The sequence below is a fragment of the Kitasatospora sp. NPDC053057 genome, from assembly GCF_044546945.1.
In the GTDB taxonomy this organism is placed as follows: Bacteria; Actinomycetota; Actinomycetes; order Streptomycetales; family Streptomycetaceae; genus Kitasatospora.
This window is the reverse complement of the sequence record NZ_JBITZP010000003.1, coordinates 236119-248098: the sequence shown is the minus strand read 5'-3', so window position 1 is coordinate 248098 and position 11980 is coordinate 236119. Positions and strand designations below refer to the sequence as shown.

The following is an 11980-nucleotide window of genomic DNA, read 5'->3' as shown; positions in this document are numbered from 1 at the left end:
GAGCCGGCGGCTGTCGTCAGCGCTGGGCGACGTCCACGTTCTCCAGGACGCCGATGGCGTCCGGAACCAGGATCGCGGCCGAATAGTAGGCGCTCACCAGGTAGGAAATGATGGCCTTCTCGTCGATTCCCATGAACCGCACCGAAAGGCTCGGCTGGTATTCGTCCGGAATTCCGGTCTGGTGCAGGCCGATGACACCCTGGTTGTCCTCGCCGACGCGCATCGCGATGATCGAGCTGGTGTTCCCGTCGGCGATCGGGATCTTGTTGCACGGGAAGATCGGCACCCCGCGCCAGGCGCTGACCTGCTTGCCCTCGACCTCGACGGTGCCCGGGTAGAGGCCGCGCTTGTTGCACTCCCGGCCGAAGGCGGCGATGGCCATCGGGTGGGCCAGGAACATCCTGGTGCTGCGGCGGCGGCTGAGCAGCTCGTCCATGTCGTCCGGGGTGGGCGGGCCGGAGTGGGTCTGGATCCGCTGGTCGTACTCGGCGCTCTCCAGCAGGCCGAACTCGGGGTTGTTGATGAGCTCGTGCTCCTGGCGCTCGCGCAGGGCCTCGATGGTCAGCCGGAGCTGGTGCTCGGTCTGGTTCATCGGCTTGTTGTAGAGGTCGGCGACGCGGCTGTGCACCTTGAGGATGGTCTGCGCGACGCTCAGCTCGTACTCGCGCGGCTTGAGCTCGTAGTCCACGAAGGCGCCAGGCAGGTCGTACTCGCCCTGGTGGCCGGCGGAGAGGTCGATCGCGGCCTCGCCGTGCTTGTTCTGCGCCTGCTGGAAGCCGTTCAGGTACTCCATGATCTGCAGCTGGAGCGACTCGGAGCGGTCGTGCAGCTCCTGGAAGGACGGCCAGGAGAGCGCCATCACGGTGCCGGCGGTGGCGGCGCGGACGGTGTACGGCCAGCTGCCGTCCTCCTCCTGGAGCGCCTCGTCGCCCAGGTGGTCGCCGTCGGCCAGGGTGCCGACCACCGTCTCCTCGCCGTATTTGCCGGTGCCGAGCCGGTCGAGCTTGCCGTGCGCGATCAGGAAGACCTCGCTGATCGGCGTGCCGGCGGTGACCAGGACGTCGCCGGGGTTGAACTGCCGCTGCACGAAGCGGCCGGCCAGCTCCTCCAGCACGGCCTCGTCCTCGTAGCCGCGCAGCACCGGCACCTCGGCCAGCGTCTGCGGGACGATCCGCACCTCGGATCCGGTCTTGACGAAACTCACCCGGCCACGGCCGACCTTGTGGCGCAGGCGGCGGTTGACCCGGTAGGTGCCACCGGAGACCTGCACCCAGGGCAGCATCCTGAGCAGCCAGCGCGGGCTGATGCCCTGCATCTGGGGCGCGGACTTGGTGGTCGTGGCGAGGTTCCGCGCGCCCGCCGTGCTCAGGGACTGCTGCTGCCGGATTTCCGGCTGCCCGCCCGGCGCAGGAATACCGGCATTGGTTTCGGTCGACATAGGGGGAACCCTTCGCATGCCCGATGAAGTGTCGCCTTGCACATTCTTGTTGCAGCTTCATGGTGGGCCCGTTCGGGGGCGACCCGCAATCACTCGTTTGAGTGGTTCTGAATAACCGAACAAATAGTACGACTAGGTCACCTGATCGATATTTGTTCGACTATTTATTCGAAACCATCGGAACGTCGCACCACATCTTCCCCCATCGACCGTGCGGGTGACGCTACAGCGGGCCGTTCCAGTCCAGCGTCGGTTCCAGCACCCCCTCCAGGGTGAGCAGCCAGCGCTTCACGTCGATCCCGACCCGGCCGCCGCCGAAGCCGCCGATCCCGTCCGCCGCCACCACCCGGTGACAGGGCACCAGCAGGGCCACCGGGTTGGCGGCCATCATCTGGCCGACCGTCCGGGCGGCCAGGCCGGGTTCCGTGACGTCCTCGAACACCCCGCTGCGGGCGGCCAGTTCGCCGTAGGTGATGGTCCGGCCGTACGGCACCTGCTCCCAGAGCGTGCGCAGGACGGCGCGGTGCGGCCCGGAGCTGAGGCTCCAGTCGATCGGCAGCCCCAACTCCCGGGTGCGGCCCGCCAGGTAGGCGCCGATCCGCTCGGTGACGGCGGTGATCTTCGCGGGGTCGGTGCACGGCGGCGCCTCGCCGTCCCGTCCGCCGTAACCGGCGGCCGCCACGCCCAGCGGCGTCACCGCGACGTGCATCGGACCGCTGGGCAGCGGGGTCGGCACGGTCAGCCAGGACAACGACCAGGACTGCGGCACGCTCGGGCCCCCACCCTCCACCGGGCCGGCCGCCGACCAGCCCGGCGGCCGCGGGGCGTTCCGGACCGGCCCGCCCCGCGCGCCATCGTACGGCGGGCGGGGCGGGCGCTCGGTCGGTCCGGTCAGAGCTGCTCCTTCAACCTGCGGGCGGTCGACGCGCACCAGTGCACCAGTTCGGCGCGGTCCGGCGAGTGGCCCTCGCACAGCACGGCGAGCTGGGCCTCGGTGATCCGGTCCGGCGCCGGGATCTCCAGCAGGTACGCCAGGTCGGCCAGTACGGTGGCCAGCCGCTCCGCGTCCGCGTGGTCCAGGGTGGCCGCGGCCTGGTGGTGGCTGATGGTGAGCGAACCGGGCATGGTCAACCTCCTCCGTACCCCCTCCGTCCACGGTACGACCGACCCGGCCACCCCGCCCGCCGCGGAGGCACGCACGCGTGGGCGGAGCGACCGGCTGCGCTCCGGGGCCGGCCGGGTACGGTGCGCGGTGGGCCGCACCGGTGCCGGCCGGGGGTGCGCCCCGAAGCCGTCCGAGGGGTGAGTCAGTGGTCCGGGCCCTCCTCCCAGCGACGATTCCGTACGGCCGGTACGCCCAACACTACGGCCCCGGCCGCAACTTGCCAGACCGCTCCGACCAACAGCACCCCGCCGGCGCCGAACCGGGCCGACAGCGGACCGGCCGCCGCCAGGCCGAGCGGGCCGGCGACGAAGGCGCCGAGCGCCCCGAAGGAGGTCAGCCGGCCCAGCAGCTCCGGCGGGACCCAGTGCTGCATCGTGGTGTTGAACAGCGTCCCGCCGACCGCCGAACCGACCCCCGCCACCAGCGCGGCGGCCACCACCCAGGCCAGCGGCGCCCCGGCCGCCAGCGCGGCGGACGGCAGCGCCCAGCCGAGGGCGGCCACGGTGGCGACCGCGAGCGGCCGCTCCGGGCGGCGGCCGAGCATCAGCAGCCCGCCCAGCACCGCGCCGGCCCCGTACGCGCCCATCACCAGGCCCCAGGCCCGGGCGCCGCCGAGCTCCCGCTGCGAGATGAGCGGGCCGAGCACCAGGAACGGGGCCCAGACCAGCAGGTTGAACAGGCCCATCTGCGCGGTGGTGATCCACAGCCACGGGCGGGCGGTGAACTCCGACCAGCCGGCTCGCAGTTCCCCGAGCATCGAGTCCCCACCGTCCGCCTTCGGACGGTCGGGCAGCCGCAGACCGGTCAGCGCCAGGGCGCCGACGCCGTACGTCAGCGCGTCGATCAGCAGCACCGCCGCCGGGCCCCGCGCCGCCGTGACCAGGCCGGCCAGCGCGGGGCCGGCCACCGTGGACACCGAACGGGACAGGCCCAGCAGGGTGTTGCCGTCCGCCAGCAGCTCCTTGCGGCGCACCAGGTCGGGCACGATCGCGCCGAAGGCGGGCATGAACAGCCCCTCACCGATCCCCCAGACCGCCACCAGCGCCACCATCGCCCACACCGGCGCGTGCCCGGCCGCCAGCAGTGCGGCGAACAGTGCCTGGACGAGGCCGCGCAGGACGTCCGAGCCCAGCATCAGCCGCCGGCTGCCCAGCCGGTCGGCGATCACCCCGCCGGCCAGCAGGACCAGCACCACCGGGAGGATCCGGGCGGCCAGCACCCAGCCGAGGTCGGTGCCGCTCCCGCCGCTGTCGAGCACCGAGAAGGCGACGGCGACCGGCGCCATCGAGGAGCCGAGGAGGGAGGTGGTGTACCCGATGAAGAAGCGGGTGAATTCGCGCTCGCCCAGCACGGCGAGACGGTCTCCCAGGCGCCGTGGAGGGGCCGGGATCCGTTCTGTTTGCACTGCCATGGGCAGTCAGTCTGCGCTCGCGGGGGAACGGGGTTCAAGGGTTTCCGGCGAAAAACTTGAGCCTTTCATCCTCAATTTCGCGGGCAATGGATCCCGCCGCAGTAAATTGCCGATCGAATGGCTACTGAGCTGCGTTTTACTGCGGAGTGCGGATATATTTCCAGGGTGCTGATTCGACCCGTTTACTGCGGAAGAAGGCGGACGTGACGGAACTCCCCCCGGTCGAGTACGGCGTCGCCGTCGAGCGCTACCTGACCGCCTCCGGGCTCGCCGACGGCTCCCGGCGGATCTACCGGATCGCCCTGAGCACCTGGGCCTGGGCGCTCGCCGACCGGGCCGCCCCCACCGGCCCCGAACGGCGGCGCGCCCGCCCGCCCGTGCTGCCGCTCGCGCTGCTCGACCACCCGGACGCCGCCGAACGGCTGCGCACCGCCGTCGCCCGGCGCGCAGCCGCCACCGACCCGCGCACGCTCAACCGCGAACTCTCCACCCTGCGCGCGGCCGTGGCCTGGTGGCGGGCCCGGGGCTGGATCGACGGCGACCCGAGCACCGACCTGCGCCCCCACTCGCTGCCCGAACCGGCCGGGGCCGCGGCCCCGTTGACCGAGGAACAACTGCGCGCCCTGTTCGCCCGCCGGGCGCCGCTGCGCGAGCAGACGCTCTGGCACCTGCTGCACGAGTCCGGCGCCGCCATCGAGGCCGTACTGGCCCTGAACACCGACCAGTTGGACGTCCCCGGCCGCCGCACCCACCCCCGCTCCGACCGCGCCCGGCTCCACTGGGGCACCGGCACCGCCCGGCTGCTCCCCCTGCTGATCGCCGGCCGCTCCGGCGGCCCGCTCTTCCTCACCGACCGCCGCGCCCCGGCCGGCACCCCCGCCGCCGACCGCTGCCCCCACACCGGCCGCGCCCGCCTCTCCTACCGCCGCGCGGCCGAACTCTTCACCGCGCATACGAGCGCCCTCGGCCCGGGCTGGACGCTCCGGCAGCTGCGCTCAGCCGCGCCGCGCCGCCCATGAAACCCTTAGTGATCAAGAAGTAACGGTCCGACACTCACCGCGCGGCCGCCCTGGGAGGGGGCAACGGGTCGAGGGTGTCGGGGTGTGGGGCCAGCCGCGAGCCGGCCTGCCGGGTCGAGCCGCAGCGCAGATGTGTGCGGGGGCGTCTGATGGCCGGGGGCGGTCGGCGTTCCGGTGGGCAGCGGATCCCGGGTGTTCATCCGGCCCAGGTGGGGGTCGCGGCCCGGTCGAGGCGGGCGTAGCCGGCGTCCCGGGTGAGCAGTTCCCGGTGGCTGCCGGAGGCGGCGACGCGGCCTTCGCGCAGCAGGACGATCCGGTCGGCGTTCCGTACGGTGAGCAGGTTGTGCGAGATGATGATCGTCGTCCGTCCGCTCATCAGCCGGCCCAGCGGCTCCAGGATCCGCCGCCCCGACTCCGGGTCCAGCCCGGTGGTCGGCTCGTCCAGCAGCAGCACGGGCGCGTCCCGGACCATCGCCCGGGCGATCGCGATCCGCTGGCGCTGGCCGCCGGACAGCAGCCGCCCGTGCTGGCCCACCACCGTGTCGTAGCCCTCCGGCAGCCGGCTGACGAACTCGTGCGCATCGGCGGCCCGGGCGGCCGCCACGATCTGCGCGTCGGTGGCGTCCGGGCGGCCGTAGGCGATGTTGTCCCGGACGGTGCCGTGGACGACCAGGGTCTCCTGCAGCAGCACCGCGATGTGCTCGCGCAGGTCGGTCAGCGCCAGGTCGCGCAGGTCGGTGCCGTCCAGCCGGACGGCACCGTGCTCCGGGTCGTAGAAGCGCAACAGCAGTTTGGCGACGGTCGACTTGCCCGCCCCGCTCTCCCCGACCAGCGCCACCGTCTCGCCCGGTTCGGCACGGAAGGAGACGTCGTGCAGCGCCGCCAGGGTCGTGCCCGGGTAGCGGAACCGCACCCCGTCGAAGACCACCACCCCGCGCACCCGGGCCGGGCACAGCGGTCTCGGCGGATCGGCCACCTGCGGCTTCTGGTCCTGGAGTTCGATGATCCGCTCGGCGGCGGCCGCGGCCGAGAAGAAGCCGTTGCTGAGCCGTCCGATCCCCTGGACCGGCCCGTAGAGGCGGCTCAACAGGGCGACGAAGACGAGGAGTTCGCCGAGCGTGAGGCGGCCGCGGGTCAGTTCCCAGGCCCCCAGGCCGAGCACGATCAGCGCGCCGACCAGCTCCAGCAGCTCCACGATCGGCTCGAACAGCGCCCGTATCCGGGTCGCCGCCATGGTCGCCCGGAACCGCGCCAGGTTCTCCCGCAGGAAGCGCTGCTGCTCCCAGTCCTGCCGGTTGTACGCCTGGACGAGGGCGATGTTGCCGAGCGTCTCCTCGGCGAGGGCGCTGACCGAGCCGCTGCGGCGCCGCCGCTCGCGGGACGCCGCCTTCACCTTCACCGAGAAGCGCCGGGCGGTGATCCAGAACAGCGGTGCGACCACCAGCGCGGTCAGCGTGAGGTCCCAGCGCAGATAGAACAGCACGCCCAGGAAGACGGCCAGCTCGGCGACGTACGCGACCGCGTTCAGGACGCCCGAGAGCAGGAAGGTCTCGACCGCCTCGACATCCGCGGTCAGCCGCGACAGCACGTCGCCGAGCCGCCGCCGCTCGAAGAAGCCCAGTGACAGGCCCTGCAGGTGCCGGAACACGTCCGTGCGCAGCGCGAGCAGGAAGCGCTCGCTGACCCAGGTGGAGAGCGTCTCGTCGGCGAAGCCCAGGCCTCCTGCCAGCAGGGTCAGCCCGGCGTAACCGAGCGCCACCGGCAGGAACAGTCCGAGTCTGCGCGGCACCAGCACATCGTCGACGACGACCTTGAACAGCCAGATCATCGCCGCGTCGACCACCGGGCCGAGCAGGACGATCACCACCAGGAGGATCAGCCAGTGCCTTCCCCCTCGGGTGTAGGGCCAGAACTGCCGGAAGGTCCGCCGCAGCGGCACGGCCGGGGCCGGGGCGACGACCGGGTCCGCCCGACCGTCGCCGTCACGCGTGTCGACGGCCGTCAACCGCCGCAGGGACCACACCGGTTCGTCCTAGCCGGGGACCGCGATCGGTCCGTGGGCGTCAACCGTCAGTTCCAGTCCTTGTGGTGCCGACGGTGACGACGGCGGCGGCGGTCGTCGCCGAAGTCGTCCCTTTCGTCCCGGAAGTCGCCGCGGTCACCACGGTCACCGCGGTCGTCCCCGCGGCCACCGCGGTCGTCCCGCAGCGTCGGCAGGAGATTGGCGAGGATGCTCATCACTGCCACCTTTCTCTCGGTTTCTCCCCCACCGGGATGTACGGACGGGCGGGCGGGGGTGCTCAGCCCCGGGCACATGTCACCGGGCGTGTTCCGGCGTACGTGCCGGGTTCCGTCAGGGTCCCGGCAAGGGATCCGTCACGGGTCCGTCCCGATCGGCCCGGCGACCGTTACGAAGCCGACGGACGACCGTGACGCGGCCGGGCGGGCACCGCGACACGGCCCTCCTACCGTCACTGACGACGCACCGACCGGCCGTGCGGGCCGACCGTACGGGCCGGGGGCGTTCGCGAGAGCCGCGGTCTCGCCACTGACGCGTTCACCAGAGTCACGAAGGAGAACCACCGCATGAGCAGGAGCCGTACCCACCGTTCGCCCGCCCGTCGGATGCTGGCGGTCTGCGCACTGACCGGCGCCGCACTGGTGCCCGTCGTCACCGGCGGGCAGGCCTGGGCCGACGGGACCCCGCAGCCCGCCCCCACCGCCCACGCCCCCGCCAACGCGGCGCCGGCGGGCGCGGCCGCGGGCGGGGTCCGCCCCTCCGCCGCCCCCGCCACCGAGGCCGCGCCCCACTCCCCCGCCCAGCCCGCCCGCCCGGCCGGCTCCGCGCCGACGGCGCACCCCGCCCCGGCCGGCGCCCAGCCGCAGGTCCGCGAGGTGCCGAAGGGCGCGGCCCAGGCCGGTGACGGCTCGGGCGAGACCGACGGCAACGGTCTGATGCTGGCGGGCGGCGGCGCCGTCGCGGCCGTCGGCGCCGGTGCGCTGGGCTTCGCCCTGCTGCGCCGCCGTTCCAGTGCGCGTGGCTGACACCGGTCCCGAGTCCGCCGGGCACCCCGGCGCCCTTCCTCCGCACCCGGCCGGGCGGGGAAGCGGCGCCGGGGTGCCCCGGGCGGCGGGGACCGCCAAGCGGGACGGCCGTGGTCGGCGGCGCGCCGCCCGGCCCGCCCCGAGCATCCTGCGCCGGAGCGTCTTCGGCACGGCCGGTCTGCTCTGCCTGGTGCTCGGCACCTCGCTGGCGCTGTCCGGCCGGGACACCCCGGTGGTGCGGATCGAGACCTCCGGCCACGATCCGGCGGCCACCGCACCCACCGCGACCGCACCCACCGGCACCGCTCCCGTGGGTGCGCCGACGGCCGGTGCCCAGCCGCTCGCCGCCTCGCCGCCCACCCGTCTGCTGATCCCCTCCATCAGCGTGGACGCCCCGGTGACCGACCTCGGCCTGAACGCCGACGGCACCGTCCAGGTGCCCTCGGCCGACCACGCCGACCAGGTCGGCTGGTACCGCAACGGCCCCACGCCGGGCGAGGCCGGCCCGGCCGTCCTGATCGGGCACCTGGACACCAGGCACGGCGCGGCGGTCTTCCAGCACCTTCCCGAACTCCACCCGGGCGACCTGATCCGGATCCGGCGCGCGGACGGCGGCACCGTGGACTTCAAGGTCCGCGGCCTGGACCAGGCCGCCAAGGACCACTTCCCCACCGACGAGGTGTACGGCGACACCCCCGGCCCCGCACTGCGGCTGATCACCTGCGGCGGGCGGATCGGCTCGGACGGCCACTGGACGGACAACATCATCGTGCTGGCGGAACCGGCCTGACCGGGTCCGCCAGCACCGGCGGCGGAACCGCCGGTCACCGTCCGCGCGACCTACCCACCGGAACAGCCACCGGGCCAGACCGGCTACAACGGCTACGACAGCAGGACGGCCACAGGGACGACGAACCGGCACCGCACCGCGAACCAGGAGGACGAGCACCGACCGTGGCACCACCGACCCCGCTCCGCCGTCGCCCCGGCGCCGTACCCGCGGCCGCCCTCGCCACCCTGGCCGTCCTGGCCGTCCTCGGCGTCCTGGCCTTCGGCCGCCCCGCCCCCGGCGGCCTGCGGGACGACGGCCCGCGCGCGGCCGTCACCAAGCCGCCCTCGGCCAAGCCGCTCTGGCCCGGCCTGGCCACCGCGCCGCCGCCCGCCACCTCCGCAACCGGGTCCGCCACCCAGGCGCCGCCGCAGCCCGTACCCGACCTGACCGTCCCCGGGCACGACCTCACCGCGGTGGACGTCCACACCCTCCTCGCCAAGGACCCGGCGGTGAGCACGGAGGAGCGGCGCGCACTCGACTCCTGCACCGACTGCGAGGTGCGGGCGCCCGAGTTCCGCGACCTCACCGGCGACGGGCAGCCCGAGCTGATCGCCGCCGTCACCACCCCCGGACAGGTCGTCCTGCACGTCTACACCCTCGCCGGCGACCGCGTCCTGCCGATCCTGCGGGTGCAGGTCCAGCAGGGGTTCAGCGCCGCGACCATCGACTCCGACCTGTGGCTGTACGAGCCGACCACCGTCACCACCCGCACCACCAGCCACTACCAGTGGGACGGCGTCCGGCTCGCCCTGGTCGAGAAGCGGGTGGACGGCACCGGCCTGCTCGCGCCCACCGACCCGGGCGCCGACCCGCCGACCGGCCCCGGCCCCGGCCCCGGCGGCGCGGCGCCCGTCCCGGTGCGCCCCTCCGCGGGCGCTAAGCCGGGCGCCGGCGCGGCCTTCCCGTCCGCGCGCCCCGGCCGCCCCCAGCCCCAGCCCCAGCCCTCCCAGCCGCCCCAGCCGTCCGGCCCCGCCGTCGTCCCGGAAGCGAAGCGATGACCACCGCAGCCGCCCCCGCCCAGCCGCACATCCTGCTCGTCGAGGACGACGAGGTGATCCGGGAGGCCACCCGGATGGCCCTGGAGCGCTACGGCTTCCCGGTCACCACCGCCGCCGACGGCCTGGAGGGCCTGGAGGCCTTCCACGCCGTCCGCCCCGACCTGCTCCTGCTGGACGTCATGCTGCCGCTGCTCGACGGGGTCGGGCTGTGCCGCCGGATCAGGGAGGAGAGCCAGCTGCCGATCCTGATGATGTCGGCCCGCACCGACCCGGTGGACGTGGTGTCCGGCCTGGAGGCGGGCGCGGACGACTACGTGGTCAAGCCCTTCGAGAGCGCCGTCCTGGTCGCCCGGATCCGTACCGTGCTGCGCCGCGTCCGGGTGGCCCCGGCGGCCGTCCCCCCGCCTCCTGCCGCCCCTTCTCCTGACACCCCGGCAGCCCCCGTCGCCCTCTCCCCCTCCCCCGCCGTCCGCAACTTCGACGGCCTGCAGGTGGACACCGACAGCATGGAGGTGCGGGTCGACGGCCGCCTCGTCCCGCTCACCCCCACCGAGCTGCGGCTGCTGCTGGAGTTCACCGCCGCGCCCGGCATCGTGCTGGAACGCTCCGCGCTGCTGGAGCGCGTCTGGGACTACGAGTGGGGCGCCGACACCCGGGTGGTGGACGTCCATGTGCAGCGGCTGCGCGCCAAGATCGGCTCCGGCCGGATCGAGACCGTCCGCGGCTTCGGCTACAAGCTGCGGCGCCCCGCATGACCCTGCGCCTCCCCCGGCCGCCCCTCCCCCGGCTGACGCTGCGCCGGATGACCCTGCGCCGCCAGATCGCCACCGCCGTCGCCGCCATCTCCGTCCTGGTCGCGGTGGCCGTCGGCCTGCTGGTCCACCAGGCGATGATCCGTCAGCACGTCGGCCAGGCCCGCTCCTCGGCGACCACCGCCCTCAACTCCGCCCTGACCGACTACGGGCGCGACCTCCCCACCCCCGGCGCCGCCCTCGACGACCCGGCCCTCCCCACCCTGCTGCACGACCTCGCCGCCGGCGGACGGCAGGGCTCGCTGCTCGCGACCGACCAGCAGGGCGAGTCGATGTGGGCGGCGGCCCCGGTCCAGGGCGGGGTGCTCTCCGTCCGGGTGGACTTCACCCAGGACCGCCGGGCCATCGCCGACCTGGACCGGATCATCCTGATCACCGTCATCGCCGCGGTCTTCACCACCGTGCTGGCCGGCGTGCTCGTCGCGGACCGGATCAGCCGCCGCCTGCGCACCGCGGCCACCGCCGCCCGGGGCATCGCGGCCGGCGGCACCGACACCCGGATCGGCGAACTCGTCGACGGAAAGGACGAGGTCGCCGACCTCGCCGCCGCCGTCGACCTGATGTCCCGCACCCTGCACCGCCGCCTGGAGGACGAACAGCGCTTCACCGCGGACGTCGCCCACGAACTGCGCACCCCGCTCACCGGCCTGGTCACCGCCGCCGAACTGCTGCCGCCCGGCCGCCCCACCCAACTGGTGCAGAACCGGGTCCAGGCCCTGCGCGCCCTCGTCGAGGACCTCCTGGAGGTCTCCCGCCTGGACGCGGACGTCGAGTCCCCCGACCTCTCCGCCGTCCCCCTGGAACGCGCGGTGCGCCGCACCGTCACCCTCACCGGCCTCGACGTCTCCGTCGGGATCACCTCCGACCAGGAGGTCCGCACCGACCTGCGCCGCCTCGACCGCATCCTCGGCAACCTGCTGCTCAACGCCCACCGCCACGGCGCCGGCCCGGTCGAACTCCACGTCGACGGCCGCCGCATCACCGTCCGCGACCACGGCCCCGGCTACCCCGAGGACCTCCTCGACCACGGCCCCCAGCGCTTCCGCACCAACGCCCCCGAACGCGGCCGCGGCCACGGCCTCGGCCTCACCATCGCCACCGGCCACACCCGAGTCATCGGCGCCACCCTCACCTTCACCAACCACCCCGCCGGCGGCGCCCTCGCCACCCTCACCCTCCCCCCGGACTGACCTCCGCCCCGCCGCAGCCACGCCGCAGCCCCGCCGCTGCCGGCGATCCGGACGCCGAATCGGCCGCCGC

12 protein-coding genes are annotated in these 11980 nt (G+C 74.1%); 6 read left to right on the top strand and 6 right to left on the bottom strand.

What is annotated here, in order from left to right; translation table 11 throughout:
- Nucleotides 1-16: 16 nt before the first annotated feature.
- The 4 genes from ACIG5E_RS05745 to ACIG5E_RS05730 form a co-directional block, all read right to left on the bottom strand.
- Nucleotides 17-1438, bottom strand: coding sequence for a family 2B encapsulin nanocompartment shell protein (locus ACIG5E_RS05745; RefSeq protein WP_396531696.1), 1422 nt, complete (start codon nt 1436-1438; stop codon nt 17-19).
- 223 nt (nt 1439-1661) lie between these two features.
- On the bottom strand, nt 1662-2207 hold the full coding sequence (locus ACIG5E_RS05740; RefSeq protein WP_396531694.1) for a methylated-DNA--[protein]-cysteine S-methyltransferase: 546 nt from the start codon (nt 2205-2207) through the stop codon (nt 1662-1664).
- Between the two features lie 122 nt (nt 2208-2329).
- Nucleotides 2330-2563 (bottom strand): hypothetical protein, encoded by a 234-nt coding sequence (locus ACIG5E_RS05735; RefSeq protein WP_396531692.1) that lies wholly within the window; start codon nt 2561-2563, stop codon nt 2330-2332.
- Nucleotides 2564-2745: 182 nt separating this feature from the next.
- Entirely contained in the window at nt 2746-3954 is a 1209-nt protein-coding gene (locus tag ACIG5E_RS05730) for an MFS transporter (protein WP_396531690.1), read from the bottom strand.
- A 263-nt stretch (nt 3955-4217) separates the two neighbouring features.
- Here ACIG5E_RS05730 and ACIG5E_RS05725 point away from each other — a divergent pair, with 263 nt between their 5' ends.
- Nucleotides 4218-5033: a hypothetical protein gene (locus ACIG5E_RS05725; RefSeq protein WP_396531688.1), complete on the top strand. Its 816-nt coding sequence runs from the start codon at nt 4218-4220 to the stop codon at nt 5031-5033.
- A 196-nt stretch (nt 5034-5229) separates the two neighbouring features.
- Here the strand turns inward: ACIG5E_RS05725 and ACIG5E_RS05720 are convergent, their stop codons facing one another.
- Both ACIG5E_RS05720 and ACIG5E_RS05715 read right to left on the bottom strand, forming a co-directional pair.
- Nucleotides 5230-7038, bottom strand: a complete 1809-nt coding sequence (locus tag ACIG5E_RS05720; RefSeq protein WP_396531687.1) for an ABC transporter ATP-binding protein — start codon at nt 7036-7038, stop codon at nt 5230-5232.
- 65 nt (nt 7039-7103) lie between these two features.
- A complete protein-coding gene (locus ACIG5E_RS05715) occupies nt 7104-7271 on the bottom strand; it encodes a hypothetical protein (RefSeq protein WP_396531685.1) in 168 nt (55 codons plus the stop codon).
- A 348-nt stretch (nt 7272-7619) separates the two neighbouring features.
- On the opposite strand from ACIG5E_RS05715, the gene ACIG5E_RS05710 reads away from it, so the two are divergent.
- From ACIG5E_RS05710 to ACIG5E_RS05690, 5 genes are all read left to right on the top strand, one after another.
- Nucleotides 7620-8078 (top strand): hypothetical protein, encoded by a 459-nt coding sequence (locus ACIG5E_RS05710; RefSeq protein WP_396531684.1) that lies wholly within the window; start codon nt 7620-7622, stop codon nt 8076-8078.
- Nucleotides 8071-8868, top strand: coding sequence for a class F sortase (locus ACIG5E_RS05705; protein WP_396531682.1), 798 nt, complete (start codon nt 8071-8073; stop codon nt 8866-8868). The genes ACIG5E_RS05710 and ACIG5E_RS05705 overlap by 8 nt, the downstream gene beginning before the upstream one ends.
- 164 nt (nt 8869-9032) lie before the next feature.
- Entirely contained in the window at nt 9033-9908 is an 876-nt protein-coding gene (locus ACIG5E_RS05700; RefSeq protein ID WP_396531680.1) for a hypothetical protein, read from the top strand.
- Nucleotides 9905-10663 (top strand): two-component system response regulator CseB, encoded by a 759-nt coding sequence (gene cseB, locus ACIG5E_RS05695; protein WP_396531679.1) that lies wholly within the window; start codon nt 9905-9907, stop codon nt 10661-10663. The genes ACIG5E_RS05700 and cseB overlap by 4 nt, the downstream gene beginning before the upstream one ends.
- On the top strand, nt 10660-11910 hold the full coding sequence (locus ACIG5E_RS05690; RefSeq protein WP_396531677.1) for a sensor histidine kinase: 1251 nt from the start codon (nt 10660-10662) through the stop codon (nt 11908-11910). Before cseB ends, ACIG5E_RS05690 begins: the two co-directional genes overlap by 4 nt.
- Nucleotides 11911-11980 lie beyond the last annotated feature (70 nt).

Excerpts from the sequence above, each read along its gene's own strand:
- ACIG5E_RS05710 (WP_396531684.1), top strand. The coding sequence starts at position 7,620 with ATGAGCAGGAGCCGTACCCACCGTTCGCCCGCCCGTCGGATGCTGGCG.
- ACIG5E_RS05715 (WP_396531685.1), bottom strand. The coding sequence starts at position 7,271 with ATGAGCATCCTCGCCAATCTCCTGCCGACGCTGCGGGACGACCGCGGT.
- cseB (WP_396531679.1), top strand. The coding sequence starts at position 9,905 with ATGACCACCGCAGCCGCCCCCGCCCAGCCGCACATCCTGCTCGTCGAG.
- ACIG5E_RS05745 (WP_396531696.1), bottom strand. The coding sequence starts at position 1,438 with ATGTCGACCGAAACCAATGCCGGTATTCCTGCGCCGGGCGGGCAGCCG.
- ACIG5E_RS05690 (WP_396531677.1), top strand. The coding sequence starts at position 10,660 with ATGACCCTGCGCCTCCCCCGGCCGCCCCTCCCCCGGCTGACGCTGCGC.
- ACIG5E_RS05735 (WP_396531692.1), bottom strand. The coding sequence starts at position 2,563 with ATGCCCGGTTCGCTCACCATCAGCCACCACCAGGCCGCGGCCACCCTG.